General features: G+C 41.3%; 23 protein-coding genes and 4 tRNA genes. 3 read left to right on the top strand and 24 right to left on the bottom strand.

Annotated elements, in window-relative coordinates; all coding sequences use genetic code 11:
- Positions 1-4 precede the first annotated feature (4 nt).
- From IMPJCBKJ_RS13940 to IMPJCBKJ_RS13875, 14 genes are all read right to left on the bottom strand, one after another.
- Positions 5-80 (bottom strand) — tRNA-Lys (locus IMPJCBKJ_RS13940).
- Positions 81-135: 55 nt separating this feature from the next.
- Positions 136-211 (bottom strand) — tRNA-Lys (locus IMPJCBKJ_RS13935).
- 63 nt (positions 212-274) lie between these two features.
- Positions 275-350, bottom strand: a tRNA-Lys gene (locus IMPJCBKJ_RS13930).
- Positions 351-518: 168 nt separating this feature from the next.
- Positions 519-1280 (bottom strand): tol-pal system protein YbgF, encoded by a 762-nt coding sequence (gene ybgF, locus IMPJCBKJ_RS13925; RefSeq protein WP_054553017.1) that lies wholly within the window; start codon positions 1278-1280, stop codon positions 519-521.
- A 12-nt stretch (positions 1281-1292) separates the two neighbouring features.
- A complete protein-coding gene (gene pal / locus IMPJCBKJ_RS13920) occupies positions 1293-1832 on the bottom strand; it encodes a peptidoglycan-associated lipoprotein Pal (RefSeq protein ID WP_130051703.1) in 540 nt (179 codons plus the stop codon).
- Positions 1833-1867: 35 nt separating this feature from the next.
- Positions 1868-3226 carry a Tol-Pal system beta propeller repeat protein TolB gene (tolB, locus tag IMPJCBKJ_RS13915; protein ID WP_166340726.1) on the bottom strand — a complete coding sequence of 453 codons (1359 nt, stop codon included), beginning with the start codon at positions 3224-3226 and terminating at the stop codon, positions 1868-1870.
- A gap of 9 nt (positions 3227-3235) precedes the next feature.
- A complete protein-coding gene (gene tolA / locus IMPJCBKJ_RS13910; protein WP_054553014.1) occupies positions 3236-4174 on the bottom strand; it encodes a cell envelope integrity protein TolA in 939 nt (312 codons plus the stop codon).
- Between the two features lies 1 nt (position 4175).
- Entirely contained in the window at positions 4176-4601 is a 426-nt protein-coding gene (tolR, locus tag IMPJCBKJ_RS13905) for a protein TolR (RefSeq protein ID WP_054553013.1), read from the bottom strand.
- Complete coding sequence (gene tolQ, locus IMPJCBKJ_RS13900; protein WP_054553012.1) at positions 4588-5292, bottom strand: protein TolQ; 705 nt, start codon at positions 5290-5292, stop codon at positions 4588-4590. Before tolQ ends, tolR begins: the two co-directional genes overlap by 14 nt.
- 988 nt (positions 5293-6280) lie before the next feature.
- Complete coding sequence (ruvB, locus tag IMPJCBKJ_RS13895) at positions 6281-7285, bottom strand: Holliday junction branch migration DNA helicase RuvB (RefSeq protein ID WP_054553011.1); 1005 nt, start codon at positions 7283-7285, stop codon at positions 6281-6283.
- 7 nt (positions 7286-7292) lie between these two features.
- Positions 7293-7913 carry a Holliday junction branch migration protein RuvA gene (gene ruvA / locus IMPJCBKJ_RS13890; protein WP_054553010.1) on the bottom strand — a complete coding sequence of 207 codons (621 nt, stop codon included), beginning with the start codon at positions 7911-7913 and terminating at the stop codon, positions 7293-7295.
- A gap of 1 nt (position 7914) precedes the next feature.
- On the bottom strand, positions 7915-8439 hold the full coding sequence (gene ruvC, locus IMPJCBKJ_RS13885; protein ID WP_166340725.1) for a crossover junction endodeoxyribonuclease RuvC: 525 nt from the start codon (positions 8437-8439) through the stop codon (positions 7915-7917).
- Positions 8440-8577: 138 nt separating this feature from the next.
- The gene (locus IMPJCBKJ_RS13880; protein WP_166340724.1) at positions 8578-11079 is read right to left on the bottom strand and encodes an FtsX-like permease family protein; all 2502 of its coding nucleotides are present in this window, start codon (positions 11077-11079) and stop codon (positions 8578-8580) included.
- A complete protein-coding gene (locus tag IMPJCBKJ_RS13875) occupies positions 11069-11788 on the bottom strand; it encodes an ABC transporter ATP-binding protein (RefSeq protein ID WP_054553007.1) in 720 nt (239 codons plus the stop codon). Before IMPJCBKJ_RS13875 ends, IMPJCBKJ_RS13880 begins: the two co-directional genes overlap by 11 nt.
- Here IMPJCBKJ_RS13875 and IMPJCBKJ_RS13870 point away from each other — a divergent pair, their 5' ends adjacent.
- The 3 genes from IMPJCBKJ_RS13870 (at position 11789) to IMPJCBKJ_RS13860 (ending at position 13381) form a co-directional block, all read left to right on the top strand.
- Positions 11789-12406, top strand: a complete 618-nt coding sequence (locus IMPJCBKJ_RS13870; protein WP_054553006.1) for an arylesterase — start codon at positions 11789-11791, stop codon at positions 12404-12406.
- 105 nt (positions 12407-12511) lie between these two features.
- A tRNA-Pro gene (locus IMPJCBKJ_RS13865) sits at positions 12512-12588 on the top strand.
- Between the two features lie 193 nt (positions 12589-12781).
- A complete protein-coding gene (locus IMPJCBKJ_RS13860; protein ID WP_166340723.1) occupies positions 12782-13381 on the top strand; it encodes a hypothetical protein in 600 nt (199 codons plus the stop codon).
- A gap of 100 nt (positions 13382-13481) precedes the next feature.
- Here IMPJCBKJ_RS13860 and IMPJCBKJ_RS13855 read toward each other — a convergent pair whose 3' ends face one another.
- The 10 genes from IMPJCBKJ_RS13855 to IMPJCBKJ_RS13810 form a co-directional block, all read right to left on the bottom strand.
- Positions 13482-14258 (bottom strand): hypothetical protein, encoded by a 777-nt coding sequence (locus IMPJCBKJ_RS13855; RefSeq protein WP_166340722.1) that lies wholly within the window; start codon positions 14256-14258, stop codon positions 13482-13484.
- A gap of 799 nt (positions 14259-15057) precedes the next feature.
- Positions 15058-15567 (bottom strand): hypothetical protein, encoded by a 510-nt coding sequence (locus IMPJCBKJ_RS13850; protein WP_166340721.1) that lies wholly within the window; start codon positions 15565-15567, stop codon positions 15058-15060.
- 121 nt (positions 15568-15688) lie between these two features.
- Positions 15689-16042 carry a hypothetical protein gene (locus IMPJCBKJ_RS13845; RefSeq protein WP_166340720.1) on the bottom strand — a complete coding sequence of 118 codons (354 nt, stop codon included), beginning with the start codon at positions 16040-16042 and terminating at the stop codon, positions 15689-15691.
- A gap of 638 nt (positions 16043-16680) precedes the next feature.
- Complete coding sequence (locus IMPJCBKJ_RS13840; RefSeq protein ID WP_166340719.1) at positions 16681-18003, bottom strand: AarF/ABC1/UbiB kinase family protein; 1323 nt, start codon at positions 18001-18003, stop codon at positions 16681-16683.
- A gap of 178 nt (positions 18004-18181) precedes the next feature.
- Positions 18182-19726, bottom strand: a complete 1545-nt coding sequence (locus IMPJCBKJ_RS13835) for an arylsulfatase (protein ID WP_166340718.1) — start codon at positions 19724-19726, stop codon at positions 18182-18184.
- Between the two features lie 175 nt (positions 19727-19901).
- Positions 19902-21206, bottom strand: coding sequence for a serine--tRNA ligase (serS, locus tag IMPJCBKJ_RS13830; protein WP_166340717.1), 1305 nt, complete (start codon positions 21204-21206; stop codon positions 19902-19904).
- Positions 21207-21215: 9 nt separating this feature from the next.
- Positions 21216-21602, bottom strand: a complete 387-nt coding sequence (gene crcB / locus IMPJCBKJ_RS13825; protein WP_082389253.1) for a fluoride efflux transporter CrcB — start codon at positions 21600-21602, stop codon at positions 21216-21218.
- Positions 21595-22932, bottom strand: a complete 1338-nt coding sequence (locus tag IMPJCBKJ_RS13820) for a replication-associated recombination protein A (protein WP_166340716.1) — start codon at positions 22930-22932, stop codon at positions 21595-21597. Before IMPJCBKJ_RS13820 ends, crcB begins: the two co-directional genes overlap by 8 nt.
- Before the next feature lie 3 nt (positions 22933-22935).
- Positions 22936-23562, bottom strand: coding sequence for an outer membrane lipoprotein chaperone LolA (lolA, locus tag IMPJCBKJ_RS13815; RefSeq protein ID WP_166340715.1), 627 nt, complete (start codon positions 23560-23562; stop codon positions 22936-22938).
- On the bottom strand, positions 23562-26054 hold the full coding sequence (locus tag IMPJCBKJ_RS13810) for a DNA translocase FtsK 4TM domain-containing protein (RefSeq protein ID WP_166340714.1): 2493 nt from the start codon (positions 26052-26054) through the stop codon (positions 23562-23564). Before IMPJCBKJ_RS13810 ends, lolA begins: the two co-directional genes overlap by 1 nt.
- Positions 26055-26129 lie beyond the last annotated feature (75 nt).

Below are 26129 nucleotides of genomic sequence, written 5' to 3'. Positions count from 1 at the left end.
AGAATGGTGGGTCATGATGGACTTGAACCATCGACCAATGGATTAAAAGTCCACTGCTCTACCAACTGAGCTAATGACCCGCTCTGATGCTAATAAAAGCTGCGTAAATCCGCCGATATAGAACCATTCAAAGAATGGTGGGTCATGATGGACTTGAACCATCGACCAATGGATTAAAAGTCCACTGCTCTACCAACTGAGCTAATGACCCGCTCTAATTGCTTATAAAAGCTATACGTAAATCCGTCGATTAAAGATTACCATTCTAAGAGAATGGTGGGTCATGATGGACTTGAACCATCGACCAATGGATTAAAAGTCCACTGCTCTACCAACTGAGCTAATGACCCGCTCTTTTTTCCGCATTTTGGCTGTTGTTACCAATCGCCTGCTGCGGGCGCTTATAATACTTATTTAAATGCTGAGTGCAACAGAAAATATCTCTTTTTTTAAGTTTTTATGTCTAGTTGCCTAATTTTAGACCGCTTATGTCAAAAAGCAGTCTAATCAGGTCAAATCTACATTTGCGACAGACGTTCTGTGGCTAATTTAGCAGCGGTAGTACTTGGGTACTGATTAATTAAATCATTAAAGGTTTTAAGGGCTTGCTCGCCTAAACCTTGATCCGCTAATAAGTTTCCTAACTTTAACATTGCATCTGGGCGCTTATTAGAATTAGGGTATTCATTCACAACAACTTTAAAGTGCTCAGTCGCACCTGCTTGATCGTTTTGAATAGTTAACAGCTGACCTAACCAATAATGCGCATTAGATGCATACACTGAATTTGGGTATGTCGTTAAGAATGCTTGAAACTCAGGAATTGCTTGCTCATAACGTTTATCTTTCATGATTAACGCCACTGCACGCTCATAAGCTTCGTTTTCAGATAAGTCTGAACTGATTGCCTGTGATGCACCTACATCTGTATAAGTATTTGTAGGTTGAGTTTGTGTTGCAGCAGGCTGGCTATAAGCTTGGCTAACTCGGTTCTCAATTTCTTGATATAGCTCACGCTGACGTTGCAGTACTTTTTCAAGCTTATAGCTTTGCTCTTCTGTAATACCACGTACTTGGCTCACTTCGTCTTGTAAAATATTAAGCTGCTGCTGAAGCTCAGCTTGCAATAAATTACGTGACTTCATCATGTTTTCTAAAGCGACTAAACGCTTCTCAATGCTCGATTGCGAGCTTGCAGCTTCTGAAACAGGAGCGGGAGCAGCCCATAACTGGGTGCTCCCGCTTAAGATCATTGCTGCCAAAATAATTTTCGGCTTCATAATGACTCTTTATTAGTAAACTAATACTGCGCGACGGTTCTTCGCGAACGCTTCTTCAGTGCGAGACTTAACCATTGGCTTCTCTTCACCATAGCTCACTACTGACATTTGGCTAGCAGAAACACCTAAACTTTGTAAGTATTTTTCTACTGCTTGACCACGGTGCTCGCCTAGTGCGATGTTGTACTCAGGCGTACCGCGCTCATCAGCGTGACCTTCGATTAGTACTTTAACTGAAGGGTTTTGTACTAAGAACTCAGCGTGTGCTTGTAAAAGCTCCGCATATTTGCTTTGGATTTTTGCGTTATCAAAACCAAAGTAAATGATTTGTTCTTGGCGTAACGCTTCGTATTTTTCACGAAGTGCTTCTTCCGCTTGTTGCTCTGGAGTAAGCGTTGCAACTTCAACAGTATCAGTGTTTGATTGCTCAACCATACCTTGGTTAGATTGGTTTGCAGCACCTTCGTCAACACCTGAAGAAGAACTACACGCCGCTAATGTCATCACTGGCACAGCAATAAGCAGGCCTTTTAAAGTTTTATTAAGTTGCATTTAATTGATTCCTATATTGAGTAAACCAGTAAAAATTACTGTAAATAAGGCGACCAAGCCGGTGCCTTAACTTGTCCATCTAGCACAGGTAAGCGTGCTTTAAAGCGACCGTCCATAGACACTAACGCCAACACCTGTTTATTATTATGAAGCGTGCTGTAGATAATCATCGAGCCGTTTGGTGCGATACTCGGCGATTCATCTAAGCGAGTTCTAGTTAGTACCTGGAACGCGCCTGTAGCTAGCTCTTTTTTAGCAAGATGGTATTGACCGTTAGTACGATTCACCATCACTAATTCTTTTCCGTCAGGTGAAATCGAACCTGCTAAATTCATATCACCATCAAACGTCATACGTTTTGATCTACCAGTTTGCAAATTTAACTTATAAATCTGGGCATTACCACCCCTTTCAGACGTAAACACGATATCTTGCCCATTTGGGTGCCAAGAAGGCTCAGTATCGATACTACGGTGATTTGTTAAACGCTTTTCTTTGCGAGTTGCAAGGTCTAAAAGGTAGACTTCTGTTGCACCATTGCGGTCTTTAGAGAGCACTAATAGTAGCTTTTTGCCATCAGGTGAGAACTGTGGTGCACCATTAATACCAGGGTGACTTGTGATCAGCTCACGTTTACCTGTGTATAAATCTTGAATGTAAATTTGGCTTTGACGATTCTCAAATGTTACGTAAGCAAGCTTAGTACCGTCAGGTGACCACGCTGGTGACATTAATGGCTCTTTAGAGCGAAGTAACACTTGCTCATTAAAACCATCGTAATCAGCAACAACTAATTGGTATGGCTTAGGCTCTTCTTCGCGAACAATCACATAAGCAATCTTCGTTAAGAATGCACCTTTTTCGCCAGTTAAAGCTTCGTATACAACATCACTGATGCGGTGAGCGTAGCGGCGGAAACCCGTTTCAGCTATTACACTTTCTCTTGCATCAAGAATATGGTCTTGGCTTTTAACTAACTTACCGTTACTCATCATCTGTGTTTGACCACCCGTGATCTGACCACGAATAACATCAATAAGCTCATACTTAACTAAGTAACGTCCACCTGGCTGTTGTTCAACTTGACCAACAAGAACGGCTTCAACACCTTTATTAACCCATGCAGCATAGTCAACGTCAGTATCAGTTGCTGGTAATTGAGGCATTGTTGCTACATCAATAGGTTTAAATTTACCACTACGCATTAAGTCTGCTGCAATAACAGTACTTAACTTTTCAGGGATGGGGCCAACCCCATTGTATTGAAATGGCACAACCGCAATCGGACGTGCACCATCAACACCTTCGGTAATAACAATTTCTAGTGCAGCACTGGCGATGCCATGAAAGCCCAGTAATACAATAAAACATGCTGTTTTTATCTGGTTGAACATATCATTCCTTTAGAATTCTGGCTTGATTGTTAAATTAATATTTTTAAGTTGCTCAAATACGTCTTTATCAGGTGATACCGGGAGTGTATCTGCCATACGAACAGCTCGAAGCGCAGCTTCACACACTAATTTATCACCACCTAATGACTTAACTTGTGTTACTAAGCCATTAAAGCCAAGACGAATATTTACACGACATTGTTTATTCTTCATCTTTTCATCGATAAGTAAAGTTTGCTGAATACGTGCCATTATTAAGGCTTTGTATTTGTCGACTTCACTTACAATTTGCTGTTGACGAACTTTATTTCGTGCAGCTTGCTCAGCAGCTAACTGCTCTTGCAACATCTGCTCTTGCAATGCTTGCTGGCGTTTACGCTCGGCTTCGGCTTCTTTGCGTTTACGTTCAGCTTCTGCTTCGGCAGCTTTACGCTTACGCTCTTCTTCCGCTTTCTTTAACGCCTCTTCTTCAGCTTTGCGCTTTTCTGCTGCAGCTTTTGCTGCTGCTTCAGCTTCTTGCTTTTGCTTTTCGGCTTGTTGCGCTTTAGCACGTTCTTTTTGCTGAATTTCACGTGCTTTTTTCGCTTGTGCTTCGGCTTCTGCTTTTTCTTTCTCTTTAGCGCGGCGCTGTTGTTCTAGCTTTTTAAGTCGACGGTCTTCCGCTTCACGTTGCTTGCGCGCATCATTGGCACGTCGTTCAAGATCACGAAGACGCTTTGCTTCAGCTTGTTTTTTCGCTTCTTCTTGCTTTTTTAGCTCAGCAATTTTTTGTTCAACCTTTTGTTGGTCTACCGTAACTGCTGAAACAGCCTTTTCTGGCTCAGGCATAGCTGGATTCAAAGTTACTTCCATTACCTTAGGAGTAGGTAAATGAAAACTAGCTGATCCAATTAAAAAACCAATAATACCCAGATGTAATAGAATCGATTTGATTAATGACTCACGCATACTAACCCTCAAATGATTCAGTCATTAGACCCACTGAAGGCACACCGGCATTTTTCAAAAAGTCCATAAGTAGCAGTACTTCTTGATAAGAAACACGGCCCGAACCTTTGATCATCACTGGCGTATCTGGATTCTTTTGCAGCTGAAGTTTAATCACTGCAGCAACATCCAACGCTTCCATTGGTGCTTCAGGATCTGTACCAATACTTACATAGTACTTACCTTCAGCATCAATTGACGCAATAATTGGAGGCGTATCTTTAGTATCAACAAGATCCGATTCTTCCATCTTTGGCAAATCTACTTTTACACCATGAGTAATAAGTGGCGCAGTTGCCATAAATATGATTAGTAGTACCAACATTACGTCAATGTAAGGAACTACGTTTATCTCACCTACTGGGCGACGTTTCTTACGCTGGTACATTCGCTTTAGCCTCTATTTGCGCAGCAGCTTGGCGGTGTAAAATATTGGCGAACTCTTCCATGAAGTTAATATAATTACCTTCAAGCTTTTCTACTTTGTTTGCAAAACGGTTGTAAGCAATAACAGCTGGAATTGCAGCAAATAAACCCATTGCTGTTGCGATTAGTGCTTCAGCAATACCTGGCGCTACCATTTGTAGCGTTGCTTGCTTAACTTCACCTAATGCGATAAATGCGTTCATAATACCCCACACCGTACCAAACAGGCCGATGTAAGGACTAATAGAACCCACTGTTGCTAAAAACGATAAACTTGACTCAAGCTTTTCAACTTCACGCGATAAAGCAACACGCATTGAACGGTGTGTGCCTTCCATAACAATACTTGCACTTTGTGGTGAATTTTTCTTATGACGTGCAAACTCTTTAAAACCTGCAACGAATAATGCTTCAACACCTGATGCGCCACCAGGACGCGCTGATACTTCGTTGTATAATTTACTTAGGTCAATACCCGACCAAAACTTCTGCTCAAAGCGCTTTGCGCCATTAAGTGCATCAGAAATCGCTTTTTTACGCTGAAAGATAATTGCCCATGACATTACCGACATACCGACTAATGCCAACATTACTAGCTGGACAAGTACACTGGCTTCTAGAATAAGATCTAAAAAGTTAAGCCCTGATCCCACGTTAAACTCCTAAAATAGATTTCTATGTAATTTGTTATATTTTTTACACTTGTATTTATTGACCACAAAGGCGGCCAAAAGTTACATCTAGTGTATCTAGTCAGCTATGAACTGACAACGCTCTTGCTGTGAATTAGCGGCAAATAACGGTAAAAAGCAATTTGCTTAGTTATTTTTTAGCCATATTAGGTTTTATCAATACAATTATGCATATTTTCACCTTAATAATAAGTCACTACAGTGACACTAAAAAGCAACCAAAACAGCCAAAAACTCGGCGTTTATTCATAAATAACGCATAAACACCCAAAAGCACTTTTACGAATCTACTACAGAATACTTAAACTAATCCTGAATAAAGTTCTTAAAATTTATAAAAACCTTCCCATTCATAAACTTAAAATTAATATATTCACAATGTGAACAAAAAGAAAACAATTAAAAAATATACTCACATTAGTTTTTTTTATCTGAAAATAAAATTTTTCTAGTTTGAAGAAAAATCCATCATTGCGTATTATTTACCTATACCGAGCTAGCAACCTCATGAAAGTTTCTTTCATTAAGCTCCGTTTTTAGCAATATGAAAATTCGTATTGCACTAGGTTTGCTTAAATCTGGATAAAACCTTTTTTAAGTAGACCGTAGTTCCCTGGATTACTTCCTTCAACTTGTTGTTTGCCCGCATCCTTATGCGGGCTTTTTTTTTGCCTACACAAACGTCAATGAGAATACCTATCGATAACTTAACAGCATGTGAATTACAGATGTTAAAATGAGACAACAACCCAGTGGTTAGTGGTTAGTGGTTAGTGGTTAGTGGTTAGTGGTTAGTGGTTAGTGGTTAGTGGTTAGGACAAAGTAAAACTAATATCATCTATAGCAAGCTTTTTGTTTAATTAAACAAAAATAAAAACACCCTCTCGATCAACTGATATCTAACTTCTGAAATCTAACTACTAAAAACCCCGCTTCGCGGGGTTTTTAGTTATTTTTCTGGCGTTAGCCCAAAGTGTAAATAAGCGATGTCTGAAACAAGTCGTCCGCGTGGGGTGCGTTGTATAAAGCCTTGTTGAATTAAAAACGGCTCTATCACATCTTCAATGGTTTCTTTTTCTTCGCCAATTGCAGCCGCTAGGTTATCAAGGCCAACGGGGCCGCCCATAAATTTTTCGATAATAGCTAACAGGTATTTTCTATCCATGTAGTCAAAACCGCTTTTATCAACATCAATCATATCGAGGGCTTGCTCTGCAACTGTGGCATTCACTTTACCGTCTGATTTCACTTGGGTGTAATCACGAACGCGGCGTAATAAACGGTTTGCTATGCGCGGTGTACCGCGTGAACGCTTGGCGATTTCTGTTGCACCTTCATCACACATGGTTAAGTCTAAAAAGCTTGCTGAACGGGCAACAATTTTTGATAAGTCTTCAACCGAATAAAATTCTAATCGCTGTACGATGCCAAAACGGTCTCTAAGTGGTGAGGTGAGTGAGCCAGCACGCGTTGTTGCGCCAATTAAAGTAAATGGCGGTAAATCAAGCTTTATTGAACGTGCTGCAGGGCCTTCACCTATCATGATATCCAGCTGATAATCTTCCATTGCTGGATACAAAATCTCTTCGACTTGCGGGCTCAAACGGTGAATTTCGTCAATAAACAGTACGTCACCTTCTTCAAGGTTCGTTAAAAGTGCGGCTAAATCCCCTGCTTTTTCAAGCACTGGCCCCGACGTTGTTTTAATATTAACGTTAAGCTCGTTGGCAACAATGTTTGCAAGTGTGGTTTTACCAAGACCCGGTGGACCAAATATTAATAAGTGATCCAGCGCTTCGCCACGATGGCGAGCAGCCTCAATAAAAATTTCCATTTGCTGCTTAACATGCGGCTGGCCTGTGTAATCGGTTAACAGTTTTGGTCGTATGGCACGATCAACACTGTCTTCGTTACTTTGTTCACTCGCATCTATTAAGCGATCTGCTTCAATCATGGTTTACTCACAACATTGATTTTAGAGCTTCTTTAATTAGAACCTCAGTCGTCATATCTGGTTTGTTCACTGTTTTAACCGCTTTTTGTGCTTGCGGTAGCTTATAGCCTAATGCCACAAGTGCTGATACAGCATCATCAGCAGCATTATTTGCCACTAGGGTATCATCACTTGATGGCTCAATGACGGCATTATCGCTAAATGGTGTAAATAAGTCATTACCCCAATTTTTAAGCCGGTCTTTCATTTCGAGCACTAAACGCTCAGCCGTTTTTTTACCAACGCCCGGCAGTTTGACCAATGTGGTCGCATCTTCATTGTTTACACAGCTTACAAATTGCTGCGCCGACATACCCGATAAAATAGCTAGACCAAGCTTTGGCCCTACACCATTAGCTTTTAAAAGCTCTCTAAATAAAGCGCGTTCGGTTTTGTTGTTAAAGCCAAATAATAGCTGGGCATCTTCACGTACCACAAAATGGGTATAAATAATCGCTTGCTCACCCACTGCCGGTAAATCATAAAAGCAAGTCATGGGCATTTGCACTTCGTAGCCTACACCACTTACTTCGATAAGAATTTCTGGTGGCTGCTTTTCAACAAGTAAGCCATTTAATCGACCAATCATATTACTTCCTTAATCGTCCTCTTACGGTTTTGCTCGCACTGCCCGCAAGTTTTATTAAATTTTGTTCTGAGTGTGCATGACAAATAGCAATTGCTAAAGCATCTGCGGCATCGGCTTTAGGGGTACCTGGCAGCTTTAAAATGTTTTTAACCATATGCTGTACTTGAGACTTATCGGCTCCGCCATTACCTACAACGGCCTGCTTAATTTGCCGAGCTGAATATTCATAAACTGGCAGCTCTGCCATTGAAGCACCAACGATAGCAGCGCCACGTGCTTGACCGAGTTTAAGCGCTGAGTCTGGGTTGTGTGCCATAAACACTTTTTCGATAGCAAAACTGTCTGGGGAGAATTGCTCTACCAATTGACTGATCCCTTGGTAAATCATTTTTAAGCGTATCGGAAAATCGTGATCGGCCAATTTAATGCAGCCACTGCCTAAATAAGTGAACTTAGCACCTTGGTGAGCAATCACGCCGTACCCTGTTAATCGTGAACCAGGATCAATCCCTAAAATAATCGCCAACTAACTGAACCGTCTATTATCATTATTATCTGCGGTTAATAATGCCAGAGCACTGTATAAATTACCAGTAGCCAATTGCAATTCATAAAAAATGCCCGCAATTGCGAGCATTTTATAGTCAACCTTTAATTAAGACATTTACGCGAGCGAGCGTAATAAGCCTTGGGTATTTTTTCTCATTGTGCGCGCTATCATCAAATAACCTAAACATGCCACAAATAAGCCCCCGACTGCTGGGCCAATAACCCAAATATGAGGGTGGAACTTACCTGCTAAATCGAACATTTGTTTTTGCACTATTAACAGAGCGATGTCACTGACAATGGCAGCGACTAAACCTGCAGTAACGCCTAATAATAAAAACTCATATAAGGTGGCATTTTTAATTAAGCGCCCTTTCGCACCTAAAGTTCGCAAAATAACAATCTCTTGCATTCGCTCACCCAAACTTGCTTGTACTTGTGAAATAAGTACTAAAGCGCCACAGGCAACCACAATCGCTAGTACAAAGCCAATCGCTAACGATACTTGCTCTATGGTTGAGCGAATTTGTTTAATGAAGCTTTCAACATCTATCACGTTAACCGTTGGGTATTGACGCATTAGCTCATTAAACTCACGTTTTTTCTCTGCTTTTACATTCACTGATGAAATATAAGTAGCCGGGAAACTCGCTAGCACATCAGGGCTTAAAATAATAAAGAAGTTAGGTTTAAGTGTGGTCCAATTAACCTTACGTACACTGGTAATTTTTGCGTCAAACGATTGCGCACCAATTAGGAAAGTAAGTGTATCGCCTATTTTTACATCAAGGCGTTCAAGCATCGACTCTTCGACCGATGCCTCGGCCACTGAGTTTTCACTAAACCATGCACCGTCGATAAGCTCGTTTTGATTAGGTAAGTCTTTACGCCAAGTTAGGTTTAACTCACGGCCAATACCAGAGCGGGCTTCTTCGTCTTTCTTTTCGTTGTCTTCTTGCGATACTTCGCGGGCAACCAGCTCGCCATTAACAGCGTTTACGCGACCACGCACAACCGGATAGAAATCAGACGTGGGCATATCATTTTGCGCTAAGAAGCTAGTAATAGGCTCTAACTCTTGCTCAGTAATGTTCACTAAAAATGAATTAGGGGCATTTTCAGGAAGCTGAGACTGCCAATCCGAGATCATGTCGTTCTTAAGTACAATTAAAAACAGTAATAACTTGATAGCCAAAGCAAAGCTAATTAATTGTACTGCATTCACATTGGCACGCTTTTGAATTGACGCAATCGCCAATGACCAACTATTGCCCGGACTCAAGCCAAGTTTGCGACCACCACCAAAAATAACCTTTGATAAGCCAAATAACACCGCAATTAAAAATGCCGTAGAAAGGAACAAAATTGCACTAATTTTGATGTTGTTACTAAATAACCACATCAGTAAAAACACAGTAAGCGCCGACATAGTAAGGTGCACTTTACTTACTAATAAACGGTCGCCTAAGTTACGGCGAAGCACACGCAGCGGCGGAATATCAAATAAATCGAGTAGCGGTTTAATTGAAAACATAACCGCACAAATCACGCCCGTGCTAATTGCAATGATCCAAGGTTTTGCCGATGCACTTGGCAGTGCTGAACCCATGGTTTGTGCTAAATAATCAGTGGCAATCGCTTGTAAACCATAACCAATCAGTAAACCGACTATCACCGACATTGAACATACAAGGCTCAAATGTAATAAATAGATTTTACGGATCATAGCGCGGCTACCGCCAAGCGTTTTCATCATAGCAACTGGGTCGTACTGACGCTCACAATAACGTTTTGCCGATACCGCAATAGCAACAGCTGCTAAAATAATGCCAAGTAAACCAGCTAGCAATAAATAGCTTTCGGCACGATTTAAACTATTAGAAATAGGTGACTGGCGGTCTTTAACGCCATACCAACGCTGGTTTTCTTTCATCTGTGGTTTTAACCACGCATAAAAGGTATCTAAGTTGTCTTTGTCGCCAGCATAAAGTTGGCGGTAAAACACTCGGCTGCCGGGCTGAATTACCTCAGTCACAGCAATGTCTGCTTCATTGATTAAGATTCGCTGGCTGCTCGAGAACACATTAAAGGGTGCATCAGGCTCTTCGGCTACAACATGACTAGCCGTAAACGTAGCAGCACCAAGTTCTACTTTATCGCCCACTTTAATGTTTAGCGCATAAAACACAGATTCACTTAACCACACTTCACCACGACTTGGGATATCAGAAGTTACTTGTGGTTGACCAGTCAGGCTAGTTTTTACTTTTAACTCGCCTTTTAACGGATAGGTGTTTGATACCGCTTTTACCGAGCCAAGTTGCATTTCGTCACCGGCAAATAACATGGTATCGAAGTAAGTTATTTTAGCGGTGCGTAAGTTTTCTTGGTTGGCTTTATCTAAAAACTCAGCAGGTAAAGCATGGTTACTTGCTAAAACGCGGTCAGCGGCAATAAAGGCGCTGCTTTTTTCTTCAATACTTTGACCAATGCGGTCGGTAACCATAGACAGTGTTAAAACAGTGAGAACAGCTAAGGCTATTGCTGCACTGATCACTGTTAATTCGCCACGCTTAAACTCACGTGAAAACAGTTTTAGTGCTAATTTAGCCCACATTCGCTTGCACTCCTTCGTTTTCTTTAACAGTTACTAGCTGCCCTGCTTCAATATGTAAAATTTGCTGGCACTTTTGTGCAAGCTGCTCATCATGGGTTACTAAAATAAGTGTCGTGCCGTGCTCTTTATTTAGTTCAAATAATAGAGACTCAATTAACTTACCGTTTTTGCTATCAAGGTTTGCTGACGGTTCATCGGCAAATAAGATTTTCGGAGTGCCAATAAATGCACGAGCAATTGCTACACGTTGCTGCTCACCACCAGATAATTGCGATGGGTAATGGCCAACACGATGGCTCAAACCTACTTTTTCAAGTAGCTCAAGGGCTTGTTGTTTAGCGTCTTTGCTTCCTGCAAGTTCAGCGGGAAGCATTACGTTTTCAAGGGCTGTTAAGCTTTGTACAAGCATGAAAGACTGAAACACAAAACCTACTTTTTCAGCGCGAAGTGCTGCGCGTGCTTCTTCATCTAATTCGTGTAATGCGGCTCCATCTAAATGGATACTACCACCGGTAGATTGGTCAAGGCCCGCCAATAAACTTAATAAAGTAGACTTACCCGAACCTGAGGTGCCTACTACAGCAACTGAGTCGCCCGACTTGACATTAAAGCTGATGTCACTGAGGATGGTCAGGTCGCCCTCAACCGTGGTGACCGTTTTAGAAAGTCCTTTAACTTGAATGATGTTTAATTGAGAAAGCGCTGACATATGATGCATCCAATCCTACGTTTTATATTCGTTTTACTGTTAGTAATCAAACCACTTACGGCAGCAGCTGACAACACAATTTTAATTTTAGGTGACAGTTTAAGCGCCGCTTACGGTCTTAAACAAGAGCAAGGCTGGGTTAAATTGTTACAAGATAAGTACGATGAAAAAGACCAATCTGTATACCTAGTAAACGCCAGTATTAGCGGTGAAACCACAGGCGGTGCTCTAAGGCGACTCGACGCGTTACTGAGCGAATTTGAACCCACTCATGTACTCATTGAGCTTGGCGGAAACGATGGTTTACGAGGTTTCCCTATTAAACGCCTGCAAGCTAACTTACGTGATTTAATTGCAAAAAGCCAAAAAATTGGGGCGAAAACCGCCGTAATGGAAGTACAAATTCCACCAAACTATGGCCCGCGTTACACAAAACTTTTCACCGATAGCTTTAAAACCATTGCCGATGAAACAGATTCTGAGCTCATGCCCTTTTTCATGCTTAGCATTGCAGGCCGTCCAGAACTTATGCAAAACGATAATCTGCACCCTAATGCCGATGCTCAACCATTAATACGCGACTTTATGTACAAAACGATCAACGATTGGCTAGATTAACCTCTAGTCCATTGATTTAATATCGATTGCCTGAACAATTAACAGGCAATCGAACTGCGGGGATATTGATTTTTATAAAAAAAGCCGTACTATGGCTTGCAACGTCGGCATATAGCGCAGCTTGGTAGCGCACTGTCATGGGGTGTCAGGGGTCGCAGGTTCAAATCCTGCTATGCCGACCATTTTTCTACACTCTATTCAATAAGTTAATTAAATTTACTTTCCTGTAAGTTTATTTTACTTTTTAAAGTATGTTCTCTTTTACCTTGATGAAATTAAAGATCAAAGGTATTTTTCGAGTTAAAGAATTAACATTAATGAGACATGTAACCTGTCATCGATAAGTGGAGCAATTAGCCTAAAAGGCTAATTTAAATGGAATCAATGAAACAAAATCTACATTGGCGTTATTATCTCTCGCTAGAATCAGATGTATATGCAATGTCACGTTACATTCACTTCTCCAGTGAAAACTTTAAGACATATTCCATTGAGCTAGCTAAGCTCTATTTCGCTATTTGTGCTGAGGTAGAAGTCGTTCTCAAAGAAATATGTAGTATTTGCCCCTCTAAAAAATCTAAAGAAGCAAACATAGCGATTTATCGTGATTATGTAGTTGAAAATCAAAAAGGGCTGATAACTGAAGAGGTACAATCTTTCGAGTTCGAGTTGCAATTTATCCCATGGGAAGATTTTAACGAAGGCAAGTCACCAACATGGTGGAGTGACTATAATTGCTTAAAGCATGAACGCAGAGAGCATTTCAATAAAGCTAATTTGGGTAACGTACTACAGGCTCTCGCAGGCCTGTATATAGCAAATTTATACTTAGGAAAGGTTTTATCAAACAGAGAACAAGATATTGATTTTATACTTGATATTGGAGAAGTTTACGCTATGTACCCTCAAGGTAAAAAGCTTTTCCAACCAATAGGAATTCAATCAAGCATTGAAAATCTTCATTACACATTGTAAATGTGTAATAACGCCCTGTTAATGGGCAAAATATAGTTGGCTAAAATTACGCGACGAAGGAGCAAAAGCCAACTGTATTTTGTCCTTGTTAAACAGCTTGTTATGAGCCATTTACATACACACCATAATATGCAACACCTGCCTGAATTAGGCCTACAAAAATTAATGCAAACGTTAACCATTTTGTAGCTGTTGATTGAGCTAAATTGTCTCTGTGTCTTTTTTGGTCTTCTTCATATGCTGATATAGTCACTAGAGCTTTAGGTGACAATTTAAAGCCGTGTTGAACCGAAGTTAACTCACCACTCTCTTCAAGCGACCTTAACAGCAAGTCGTTATAGGCAAGTTGCCGAGATTTATCAGGATGAAACACCCATTTTTGAGTGTATAAAAGGCTAGATAAAGAAACTGAACTTACAGTGAAACTCCTATTATCAATAGTTTCCTCAAGAATTATCTTGAGTGTCTCTATTCTTTCAGAGCGAACCAACTCTTTTCTATTAAATAAAAACTGTTGAACTTTACCAATAAGAATTTTTAGTTTATCCCAAGGTAATATGCCCTCAAGAAGATACTGCGTAACTGATGAATACCGTAAGTCATATGTGCCGTAAAAATGCGTTATATCTATTTCATAATCGGTGAGCCAAGACCAAGGAATGGATAATTCTCCGAAGTCTTCTTTATTAATCCAATATTTACCTGTGACGCCTTTCGAATCGACTTTTTTACAATAAAGAGTCCAAGACTCGTCATTGGCTCTAAAATAGACAACATTGCAATCAACATTCTTGGCTTTTTCACCTGATCTAGGAATCCTATCTGGAGCAGGCTTTTTGAGTAGTGATTTAATTATCCATCTTTTGATTAAATTCACGAGACTATCCCTACTGGCTCATAACATGTTTATAGCGAGCTAATCGCGCGTTTTTCTACCACAGCGTAGCTCGTTTTTCTTATTTGATTATTTCTAACAAACTTGTTAACTAATTACCAGTGTTATTAAAATTTAGGAGTTTTCGCTTTTACCTCAGGATAAAAACGAGCGATTGGGTCGTTTTTCTGACTATGCAAACACTTTACTTTGACGAAATAAAAAAGCTATTGTGAACAAACGAAGGACGGCTCTATAAAAGAAAGGCCTTGGTAACACCCAGTTAGGAGCTGATTAATGTTTGGCTAAAATGCAAAGGTAGCGAAACCGAACCAAGCTTTAGCAGTCCCACACTTAAACAGCTTGTTAAGTTTTCTTATACACATAGAACCTAAATATCATTGCTTGGGACAATGCAGTCAGCGCAAATAATACAGAATCCTGACTTTCAACAAAATACAACGTTAAGCTTACTAGAATACTAACTACCATATAGATCTTGAAGGAAGCATTTGCATATTTACAAATTACCCAATGAACAGGAAAGCCGACGCATAGCCACCCGACCAACGATACAAGTAAATAGACACCCAGAAAAAGTAAACTTGATACAAATAAGCCAGCAATATCACTATCGGTTGTAGGTAGTGAACCCATAACCAAAGTTATTAGTATTATTCCTAAGGCTACCCATGACAGGCTTTTGATAATTGCGCAATCCCAGTTTCCTAAGTTCACCACTCCTCCATTAAAACATAACGATAAGCTCTGCTGCGTCCTTGGTTGAGTGCCTTGTTATGTGTTAGTTATTCGATTCTCTGCAATTACCATAATAATCGAATTGTGTAGGTGAAGCTTCTTTTGATTTTCCATCAATACGGACTAATTCAGCTTTACAGTATGAGTCATAAGCACCTAACTTACCCGACACGTTTATTTCATAATTCTGCTCTGCTTTTGGCTTGAATGAAGCGTAAGTTGTACAATTGCTCATGCCTGCAACAGACATAATCATGAAGGTGTATTTTTTATCAGCAACAAGATTTACGCCATCTGGATTTAATGGCGAAATTAAAGGATTACTGTCATCCAAAATAACTAATTGAGCTGCACTTTCCGCACCAAACGATTTTCCACATGATTCCTCTTCTGAGTGAACATTTACAAATGTAGAGTAACCAAGAAAAGGCGCATTGAAATCATGATTTATTTTTAGTGTCGCTGTAGGCTGGTTTGCTAAAGGAGCTTTATACTTAGGTAAGCCTGCACAACCACTTACAATTAACGGTATTAATAAAAAGCCAACTCTCATAATAAATCCTTTTCTAAAATATTCGGATAACAGCAACGCTTGCCTAACCGGCACAAAATAGCAGGCTAATATTAGCGACGTAGGAACGCAAGCCTGCTATTTTGCGTCCTTTGTTATATGCCTAATTGCATGTGACACGATTGTCTTTGTGCACAGAAATAACAACACGTTTATTTATTTCGTTGTTAGTAACGTATCCGCAACTACCGTGATTTGCAACCGAATTTGCAGTGATAAATGTATAGTTGTATACACCCTCTTGCTGTTGCGCCAGAGAATAATGAAGGGTATTGCTTGCACCGTTAGAAATTGCACCAAAATCTAAGTGGCTATTTGGTAAATCAATTTCCACTTGAGATATGGTTGCACCCGAATAATTCACGATTGTGATAGCAGGTAAAATAAAGAAGCTAGACCAATAAAGCACGACCAGTAAAGTGAGAACTGATAAGGCAATTTTCAACAGAAGTTTCATCTAGCTCCTATAGGCATATAACGCCGCCTTAAGAGGTGATTAATAGTTGGCTAAACTGTGAAGCGAAGCGGAACCGAGCCAACTGTTAAGAATCCGACTTTAAGGCCTTGTTAGGGCATGTTATTTCAAAAACATATGCTTGATTTGGTGTCTCTCCGCAACGACCAGACCGACATTCGTAGCTAATGACAACAATCATGTCATCTCTCAGAGTAACTTCATAATTGCTGCCACAATATTTACCCGAAAACTTATTAATTTCTTCCAAATAAAATGAATAACTTCTAGAAGGATATGAGACTACTTTTGCCAATATTATCTCTGCATTTCGGCTCATTATTACAATACCTTCACCGGAGTCAGCATCATCTATGACTTTCAGGCTAGAAGAGCAGCCTGCAATAGCGACGATTAAAAATATGGTGAGGAATCTCATAGTGCCCTAACAATTTTATAGTACGCTCGTCCCGTATCTTTCTGCCGATGTCACACTCATGTATTAATAAATCTATTTTTAACAAATAACGTAATGCTTTACCAATTCTAATTTTTTATTGATACTAAAGATATTCAGAAAAAGAAAATGCTCTCGTCGCTCATCTTGGGCCAGAAATGAGTTACCCCAAACTCCCTTTCAATTAATTATCTCTCTGTACTTCAAACTCCTTAAAAATACTGTTCACATTCACTTTTGCACCTAGCTTTGCAGCGATTAAAAAGAGGCCTGCTAGTTTTCTGTGAACGAACAAGGCATCTACGGGTGGTGCGTGCCAATGCTCTGAGGCGGTACTCATTTTTAGGCCGAGTTCTTTTATGCGTTTTGGTAAGTCGCTATTTGCAAAATCATACTCTCCTTGGTGGCGCAGTGGCTCGCAGGCGAGTAGAAATATATCAACGACATTTTCTATATATTCTTGAGCAAGCCCTTGTTGAAAATAGCCAATTTGCTGTGCAGCTGTTGCCACACCTGCTCTATCGTTATTAATCGCAGCAGATAATAACTGTAAGTAGCCATCACTAATATGCTGAGGTAGTTCGCGGGTGGCGCCAAAGTCTAAAAGCACCAAGCGTTGATTGTCGATTTGATACTGATAATTGGCAAAGTTTGGATCAGTTTGAACTAGTTTAAAGCTAAATAATTCGCGTAAAAATAAGCTGAGTAGCTGTTCAACCGCTTTATTACGTAAAGCTTGCTCTTTACTTGCCAGTTCATCTAGCTCTTGCCCTTCAACAAAACTCATGACTAAAACTTGAGAAGAACTAAGCGAATCTACCACAGTTGGGATAAGGTAATTGTCGTCACCTTTTAAACACTCGCTGTAGCGTCTTAAATAATTCGCTTCTAATTCGTAGTCAGCTTCGTTAATAAGCTGCTGTTTTGCTTCATCGATAAGAGGCTGTATTTCTACCTCTTTGGGTAATAAGCCACTGAGCTTGAGAAGGTAAGCTAAGTTATCAACATCACTGGCAATGCCTTTTGCAATACCTGGGTATTGCACTTTAACTGCTAACTTTTCGCCCGATTCTCGGTAAGCAATATGCACTTGCCCAATTGATGCCGCAGCAAATGGTCTGAGTTCAAAATGCGATAATTGTTCTAGCCACGCATCGCCCCAATGCTCTCGCATTACTTTAACTAGCTGCTTTTGTGGCATGGGCGTCGCTTCTGAACGTAGCCTTGCTAAAATTGCTGACAGCTCAGGAGTAAGTAATTCGCCACTATCCATGGATAACAGCTGCCCCAATTTCATTGCAGCCCCGCGAAGATTTGCAAGCTGCTCTGCAAAGCGCTGAATATTTTTTGGCTGTAACAATAACTCTTGTCGTGATGTTTGCTTGCCGGTCGCCCATGCTTTTGTGCCTTCAAACAGCATATTACTCGCAACTTTACCTGCTAAAGAACCAAGCCGAGCCGCTCTTGCAAAGCGTGATGTTGGCACAGGCTTTTGTTTATCACTCATATTACTTCACACTATTAACTTAATGCTTTGAATACGTTGGTTGTTCGAGTTTAGATCGACTTTAGCTTTACTATCACTTGTCTTCTAGCCAAAAGCAGAAAGCCGCACGGTTAGCTTATTAGCTTCACGATGCGGCTTTTGATTCAATTAACAACTCAATGAATCGCTTTAGTGAGTGTTACTGCTTACCAGACATCAACTGTTCCATTAGCTGGCTAAAGTCGAAGCTTGCTGCTTTTTGCAGTGGTGGATACTCTGATAGCGATTTTATGTGTTCGCCAAGTAGATGTTGCACAGGCTCATTCAGCCATTGCTTAGCTTGCACTATGTCTGAGCGGTCGGTTAAACCATCAAAGCTTTCAAACGGATCCATACGTATGTTATAGAAAATTGGGAACTTTTGCTTCTCATAAGGAGCATAATAATTTTCGCTCGTTTCAAAGTGCAGCTTCCATTGCTTGTAGCGAATCGCTTTTATACTTGATTCGTAATAGTAGAAAAAGTGATCACGGGCGCTTTGGTCAGTTTTGCCAAGCCAGTAATTCAGGTTATTTACGCCGTCAATCGGTTGCTTATGCTCTTTCAGTGCTTTTTTCGCGATATTTGGTTCACCTGCTGCTGCAGCTAGCGTTGTGTAAATATCCATGTGCGATTGAATACCGTTTAATACTGTATTTGCAGGTACTTTACCTGGCCAGCGAACAATCATAGGCACACGTACACCACCTTCATAGGTCGTCATTTTCTCACCACGGAAAGGCGTTGTACCACCATGTAATCGAGCACTGTGCTCCGGGCCATTATCTGTAGAATAAACAACAATAGTGTTATCAAGCACACCCATATCATCTAGTGCAGCCATTAACTCGCCCACTTGTTGATCATGTTCAATCAGACCACTGCCGTATAAATCATGCTCTGTGGTGTATTCTTCTGCTAAATAACGGCTCTCATCACTTAAACGCGTGTACATATGCATTCGGCTTGGGTTAAACCAAACAAAGAAAGGTTTGTCTGCTTTTTTCGCTCGTTTAATAAAGTCTATGCTTGCGTCCATAAACTCTTTATCAACGGTTTTCATACGCTCACGAGAAAGCTGACCAGTATCTTTAATTTTTTGCTTACCTACTTTACCAAAGCGTGGATCAACTGTTTTGTCATCTACATTTGTGGCGTAAGTATGTAAAACGCCTCGCGTACCATATTTTTTGAAGAATTCAGGATCTGTCGGGTAATCACGTTGCTCAAACTCTTCTTGAGTATTTAAGTGATATAAATTCCCGAAAAACTCATCAAAGCCATGCACGGTTGGTAAGTGCTCGTTGCGATCACCTAAGTGATTTTTACCAAACTGCCCCGTTGCATAACCCTGCTCTTTTAAAACCTCAGCAAGGGTATAAGAACCCGCTTTTAAACCAAGCTCTGCGCCAGGTCGTCCCACTGTAGTCATGCCACTACGAATTGGGTATTGGCCTGTAATAAGTGCAGCGCGCCCTGCAGTACACGATGGTTGCGCGTAATGGTCGGTAAACATTGCGCCTTCGTGGGCGAGTTTATCGATGTTTGGCGTTTTATAACCCATGGTACCAAGTCCATAAGCACTTACATTTTGCCAGCCAACATCATCCGGGAATATAATTAGAATATTGGGTTTGTCTTTAGCAAAAGCGACAGAGCTTGCTAAATATAAAGCAGCGGATGCTACGGCGAGTAGTCTTTTCATAACAGCAGTCCTTCGTGTATTTTAATAAAATACTATGTAGTTTAGTTTTTAAACTTGTAGTACTTTTTTTAGTCTACTAAAAATACTGTGTACCGCAATTATTATTAATGCTAGGCATAAAAAAACCGTATTTTCTGATCAAAATACGGTTTTTAAAACGTTATTAACTTAAACGTTATTTAATAACTTCTAAGCCACCCATGTAAGGGCGCAATACTTCTGGTACAACAATCGAGCCGTCTGCTTGTTGATAGTTCTCTAAGATTGCTACCAATGTACGACCAACTGCTAAACCTGAACCATTTAATGTATGAAGTAGCTCTGGCTTTTTCTCACCTTGACGACGGAAACGCGCTTGCATACGACGCGCTTGGAAATCAACCATGTTTGAGCATGATGAGATTTCGCGATAGGTGTTTTGTGCAGGTAACCATACTTCTAAATCATAAGTTTTTGCTGCACCAAAGCCCATATCACCCGTACATAAAATCACTTTACGGTATGGAAGTTCTAATGCTTGTAAGATTTGCTCAGCGTGACCTGTTAGCTCTTCTAGCGCTTGCATTGAATCTTCTGGTTTTACTAGTTGTACTAATTCAACTTTGTCGAATTGGTGCTGACGAATAAGACCACGTGTATCACGGCCATAGCTGCCTGCTTCACTACGGAAACAAGGCGTATGCGCTGTTAAACGAATTGGTAAGTCGCTTTCGTCGTAAATTTCGTCACGAGCACTGTTCGTAAGCGGTACTTCAGCTGTAGGAATTAAGCTAAAACCTGGTTGTTGCTGACCGTCGTCATCCACTAAACCTAATGTGTGGAATAAGTCACCAGCAAACTTAGGTAATTGGCTTGTGCCGTATAAGCTTGCGCTATTAACAAGGTAAGGCACATACATTTCTGTATAGCCGTTTTTGTCTGTGTGCGTATCAAGCATGAACTGCGTAAGAGCACGGTGCATACGTGCAACTTGACCACGCATAACAGTGAAACGCGCGCCACTGATTTTAACGCCCATTTCAAAGTCTAGGCCGTTTACGTCTTGACCAACATCAACGTGATCTTTTACTTCAAAGTCGTATGACTTAGGCGTACCCCAGGTTGAAATTTCAACGTTTTGATCTTCGTCTTCACCTACAGGAACAGACTCATCAGGTAAGTTTGGAATAGCAAGTGCAATTTGCTTAAGCTCTTCAAGTACTGCGTCTTGCTCTGCTTTTACGCTGTCTAGTTGATCGCCAAGGTTACTTACTGAATCAAGCAGCTGTTGTGCTTTTTCGTGCTCGCCTTTCGCTTTTGCTTGGCCGATAGCTTTGGAACTTGCATTACGCTCGCTTTGAAGTTCTTGCGTTTTTACTTGTAATGTTTTGCGTTTTTCTTCAAGTGCAGTTACCGCTGCAGTATCAAGTTCGTAACCGCGTGATGCTAAACGTGCAGCCGCTTGTTCGATATCTTGACGTAAATATTTAGAATCTAACATGTTCGATTTTTAACCTTTTTGCATTACCAGCTGAAGGCCCAGCCAAGCCATAAATATACACACCACCACGTTTAAGGTGATATTGAGGGCCATTTTAAAAAAGTGACCTTGTTGCAAGAGCAACAACGAATCCATTGAGAATGTTGAAAAGGTGGTCAATGCACCTAAAAAGCCAATACCAATTAAGGTTTTAGCGGGGCTAACAGCGATTATTTCTTTTTCAATCAAGCCGTATAAAATGCCCATTAACAATGAACCAAGAATATTAACTGTCAACGTGCCAAAAGGGAATCCCCTACCGAGCAGTTTTAGCATGGTTTCGCTAAGAAAATAGCGTAAACATGCCCCTGAAGCGCCACCCATTGCAATCATCATGTAAAGTTTCAAACTATTCATAACGTTTAATATCACTTTGCTCGTTGCGCTGGGTTAAATAGTCCAGCTTTTGTTTTATTTTTTGTTCAAGCCCGCGGTCGGTTGGGAAGTAATACTGGCGATTATTAATTGCCTCAGGGAAATACTTTTCGCCTGCTGCAAACGCACCTTCCTCATTGTGTGCATACCGATATTCAGCGCCATAACCTAAGTCTTTCATTAAGCTGGTTGGTGCATTACGTAGATGCTCTGGCACCGGATGGCTCGGCTCATTTTTAGCATCTTGCATTGCTTGATTAAACGCCATATACACAGCGTTACTTTTCGGGGCACTGGCTAAATAAATGGTGGCTTGTGCAATAGCGCGCTCACCTTCACTTGGGCCAACGCGTTGAAAAATATCCCACGCATTGAGTGCGACTTCCATTGCTCGCGGGTCGGCATTACCGATATCTTCTGTAGCAATCGCTAATAAACGCCGAGCTACATAAAGTGGGTCACCGCCGCCAGCTAAAATACGGCAATACCAATATAAAGCGCCATCAGGTGAACTACCTCGCACTGACTTATGAAACGCTGAAATCAAGTCGTAGAACTCATCGCCGCCTTTGTCGTACTTGGCTAAGTGAGTTGGTAAAACTTGGCTTAACACATGTTGATCAACAAGGTATTTGCCCTGCTGCTCAGTGATTAAGTCAACCGCTTGTTCTAACAGGTTAAGCACTTTACGCGCATCGCCATCACTTGCTTGGCAAAGCGCTTGCTTAGCGTTATCGGCAATATCTATATTTTTTTGGCTGAGCTCTACGTCTTCACGTAAGGCGCGCTCAATTACGTTAAATAAATCAGTTTGCTCAAGTGCTTTTAAAACATATACACGAGCACGAGACAGTATCGCGTTATTAAGTGCAAATGATGGGTTTTCGGTGGTCGCGCCTACGAAAATAAAGGTGCCATCTTCGATATGTGGTAAAAATGCATCTTGCTGAGATTTATTAAAGCGATGCACTTCGTCAACAAACAATAAGGTGCGCTGCCCTCGACCAGCAAGGTTTGCTTTTGCTTCGCTTACGGCCTCACGAATGTCTTTTACACCTGCTGTGACTGCCGACATTTGAATAAGGCTGGCATCGGCATGGTTTGCAATAATCTGCGCTAACGTGGTTTTACCAACGCCTGGCGGCCCCCACAAAATGAGGCTGTGGCATCGACCTGCAAGAATCGCTTGGTAAAGAGGTTTATCGGGGCTTAAAAGGTGCTGCTGACCTATGTAGTCATTGAGTGTTTCGGGTCGCATGCGCGCCGCAAGTGGGCGCACATCAGGACCAAAATTAAATCCGAGATTACTCAAGCCTTAATCACCTTGGCTTTGGTCGTCAACTTCAACGCCTTCAGGAATGGTAAATTCAAAGGTTTGAGTTGCAAGTTCTTCGTTTACTTTGGCATCTTTAAAGGTAAATAAAGACTGCTGACCTGAGGTGTCTAATACCGTTAGTGATGCGAGGCCTTGCTCTTTAGCATTAAAGCGAATGTCTAGCTTTTCAACTTGGCTCTCAACGCCTTTGTTTGGCGTGACACTAAAGCCAGCATCGGTTGCCACAACTTGGTATTTAGCCCACTGCTCTGGATCTTTTGAGGTCAGCAATACAAACGGTGTTGAATCAATCAGGCTGTGGGTATTCATAATCGTTACTTGCTCAGCAAAGCTGTCGAAGTAATACGTTTTATCGCCATTTGATACAAACAAGGTATCGTCTGGGCTTTGCTGTTGCCAACGGATCATCATAGGCTGCTGAAGGGCAATATTCCCCTCACCTTGCATGATAGCTTCGCCTTGCGAATCGGTAACCTGCTGTGAAAACTCTGCTTTAAAACTTTTAATCGCAGCCAGTTGCTGTTGCAACGCTTCGCTGTCGTCTGCAAAACTTTGACCGCTTAATAAACAACCCATAATTAGGGCTAGGTATTTAATTTTTTTCATTAATTTGCTCCACCATTTGGCACTAAGACTTCGCGGGCACCGTTATGTCCTGGTGCGCTAACAATGCCTGATGTTTCCATTTGTTCAACTAAGCGTGCTGCGCGGTTATAACCTACACGGAGCTTACGCTGTACACTCGATACCGACACTTTGCCGGTTTCAATTACAAATGATACTGCTTCATCGTAAAGCGGATCTGACTCTTCATCACCGTCTTCACTGGTTTCTCCTGGTAGTAAAATTTCTTCTGTGGCATCGCCACTTAAAATTTCATCAATATAATTTGGTTTACCACGTTTTTTCCAATCGTCTACAACCGCATGTACTTCGTGGTCGTCAACAAACGCGCCATGCACACGCACTGGTACACTGGTACCCGGCGGTAAGTAAAGCATGTCACCCATACCAAGTAAGTTTTCAGCACCTTGCTGATCTAAAATGGTACGCGAGTCAATTTTACTTGAAACTTGGAACGCCATACGGGTTGGAATATTCGCTTTAATCAAACCGGTAATTACGTCAACCGATGGGCGCTGTGTTGCTAGCACTAAGTGAATACCTGCAGCACGGGCTTTTTGCGCGATACGTGCAATCAGCTCTTCTACTTTTTTACCCACGATCATCATCATGTCGGCAAATTCGTCAATGACCACCACAATACTTGGTAGTTTATCTAGCTCTTCAGGGCCATCGGCCATACCGTCGGTGTCTTTAAACAGTGGATCTAGAATCGGTTGACCCGCTTCTTTGGCATCCAATACTTTTTGGTTATAACCTTTTAAGTTACGCACCCCAAGTGCCGACATCAGCTTATAACGACGTTCCATTTCGCCTACACACCAACGCAATGCATTGGCTGCTTCTTTCATGTCGGTAACAACTTCACATAATAAATGTGGGATGCCTTCGTACACAGAAAGTTCAAGCATTTTCGGGTCGATCATGATCATACGAACATCATCAGGGCCCGATTTGTACAGTAAGCTTAATATCATTACATTAACGCCCACTGACTTACCTGAACCTGTGGTACCCGCAACAAGTAAATGTGGCATTTTGCCAAGGTCAGCACATACCGGCTCGCCAGCAATGTCTTTACCTAACACCATAGTCAGTGGTGATGGGTTTGATTCGAACTTAGGCGCGTTAATAACTTCACTTAAGCGCACAATTTCACGGTGTTTGTTAGGCAGCTCTAAACCAACATAAGTTTTACCCGGAATAACTTCTACCACACGTACGCTTACAGCAGACAGCGAACGTGCTAAATCTTTCGCTAAGCCAGTGATTTTAGCTACTTTAATACCCGGCGCTAAATCAAGCTCAAAGCGTGTTACAACCGGACCTGGGTACACACCCACAACCGCAGCTTGAATGTTAAAATCAAGTAATTTGGTTTCAACTAAACGCGAGATTCCATCAAGCTCTTCTTGAGATAATGGGTTTTTCGCTTTATCTGGGCGGTCTAGTAAATCAAGTGATGGTAACGGGTTTGCAGGCGGCTGCTCTTCAAGCAGTGCTTCGAACTTTTCTTTTGCCGTTGGTGGTGGCTCATATGCAGGTTTTGGTTTAGGCATAGGGCGCGCAGGCGAAACAACCGTTGTAACAGGTTTTTCTGGCTCAACGACTGGGCTCTGATCAAGCGCATTCAGTGCCGATACGGTATCGAATGATTCATCATCAAGGGCACTAAAGCCAATTTCTTGGTCAAGAATATCGTCTAGGTCATCAAAGCCTTTAAAGTCATCATCGGCTTTTTCAGCAGGCTTTTGCTTAGGCTTAGTAGGCTTTGGTTCTTCTTCATCTGCATCATTAAAGCTAATTGCTGGCTCGTTTTCTGGCTCTACAAAGTTAGCGTCTGGCTCTGTCGTGGCAATATCTTTAACAGCTTCTTTTTCACGATGTAACCAAGCAGAAAATTGCTCACGTAAAAAGTAAAATGCTTTCATTACCCACTTGCCGACAAAATCGACAAATTGCACCCACGAAATACCGGTTAATAGGGTTAAACCGGCAAAGAAAAAACACAGTAGTAAAATTGAGGTGCCAGTAAAATTAAATGTTGGCATCATTGCTGTAGCAATAACATCCCCCACTACCCCACCAGATGAGAAGTTATAAATATCATCAAAATTAATGCTGCTGATGGCAGTCGCTGAAGTAATAAACAGCGCAAAACCAATGACACGTAAGGCAAGCGTGGTGTAATCAAGCTGGAAAATACGGTGTGGTTGTTTAAATAATAAATAACCGAACAATTGAATAGCAACAGGCACTAAATAAGCAAGCCAGCCAAAAGTGAGTAATAGGATATCTGCAACCCAAGCTCCCGCTGTGCCGGTAATATTCTTAACATTAACAAATTCACCGGTTTGCGACCATGAAGGGTCCGCAGGATCAAAACTGATTAATGCACATAAAATAAATACTGCAGCAAAGGTGCTGATGATTAGCCCCGTTTCTAACAGTCTTTGAACACCATTTAGGCGCATAGCTCCCTATTCCTTATTATTCTTTACTGATCGATTAGCAGTGAAATACCTTAGCAGGAAATGCCGTTTGATGCA

Source organism: Pseudoalteromonas sp. MB47 (genome assembly GCF_011319765.1).
In the GTDB taxonomy this organism is placed as follows: domain Bacteria; phylum Pseudomonadota; class Gammaproteobacteria; order Enterobacterales; family Alteromonadaceae; genus Pseudoalteromonas; species Pseudoalteromonas simplex.
Note: the sequence above shows the minus strand (reverse complement) of the source record. Positions and strands in the feature narration are given on the sequence as shown.

Excerpts from the sequence above, each read along its gene's own strand:
- lolA (WP_166340715.1), bottom strand. The coding sequence starts at position 23,562 with ATGAAAAAAATTAAATACCTAGCCCTAATTATGGGTTGTTTATTAAGC.
- ruvA (WP_054553010.1), bottom strand. The coding sequence starts at position 7,913 with ATGATTGGTCGATTAAATGGCTTACTTGTTGAAAAGCAGCCACCAGAA.
- IMPJCBKJ_RS13810 (WP_166340714.1), bottom strand. The coding sequence starts at position 26,054 with ATGCGCCTAAATGGTGTTCAAAGACTGTTAGAAACGGGGCTAATCATC.
- pal (WP_130051703.1), bottom strand. The coding sequence starts at position 1,832 with ATGCAACTTAATAAAACTTTAAAAGGCCTGCTTATTGCTGTGCCAGTG.
- tolR (WP_054553013.1), bottom strand. The coding sequence starts at position 4,601 with ATGTACCAGCGTAAGAAACGTCGCCCAGTAGGTGAGATAAACGTAGTT.
- crcB (WP_082389253.1), bottom strand. The coding sequence starts at position 21,602 with ATGAATAGTTTGAAACTTTACATGATGATTGCAATGGGTGGCGCTTCA.
- IMPJCBKJ_RS13840 (WP_166340719.1), bottom strand. The coding sequence starts at position 18,003 with ATGAGTGATAAACAAAAGCCTGTGCCAACATCACGCTTTGCAAGAGCG.
- ybgF (WP_054553017.1), bottom strand. The coding sequence starts at position 1,280 with ATGAAGCCGAAAATTATTTTGGCAGCAATGATCTTAAGCGGGAGCACC.
- IMPJCBKJ_RS13835 (WP_166340718.1), bottom strand. The coding sequence starts at position 19,726 with ATGAAAAGACTACTCGCCGTAGCATCCGCTGCTTTATATTTAGCAAGC.
- tolA (WP_054553014.1), bottom strand. The coding sequence starts at position 4,174 with ATGCGTGAGTCATTAATCAAATCGATTCTATTACATCTGGGTATTATT.
- IMPJCBKJ_RS13880 (WP_166340724.1), bottom strand. The coding sequence starts at position 11,079 with ATGTGGGCTAAATTAGCACTAAAACTGTTTTCACGTGAGTTTAAGCGT.
- IMPJCBKJ_RS13860 (WP_166340723.1), top strand. The coding sequence starts at position 12,782 with ATGGAATCAATGAAACAAAATCTACATTGGCGTTATTATCTCTCGCTA.
- ruvB (WP_054553011.1), bottom strand. The coding sequence starts at position 7,285 with ATGATTGAAGCAGATCGCTTAATAGATGCGAGTGAACAAAGTAACGAA.
- IMPJCBKJ_RS13845 (WP_166340720.1), bottom strand. The coding sequence starts at position 16,042 with ATGAAACTTCTGTTGAAAATTGCCTTATCAGTTCTCACTTTACTGGTC.
- tolB (WP_166340726.1), bottom strand. The coding sequence starts at position 3,226 with ATGTTCAACCAGATAAAAACAGCATGTTTTATTGTATTACTGGGCTTT.
- serS (WP_166340717.1), bottom strand. The coding sequence starts at position 21,206 with ATGTTAGATTCTAAATATTTACGTCAAGATATCGAACAAGCGGCTGCA.
- IMPJCBKJ_RS13850 (WP_166340721.1), bottom strand. The coding sequence starts at position 15,567 with ATGAGAGTTGGCTTTTTATTAATACCGTTAATTGTAAGTGGTTGTGCA.
- IMPJCBKJ_RS13870 (WP_054553006.1), top strand. The coding sequence starts at position 11,789 with ATGATGCATCCAATCCTACGTTTTATATTCGTTTTACTGTTAGTAATC.
- IMPJCBKJ_RS13875 (WP_054553007.1), bottom strand. The coding sequence starts at position 11,788 with ATGTCAGCGCTTTCTCAATTAAACATCATTCAAGTTAAAGGACTTTCT.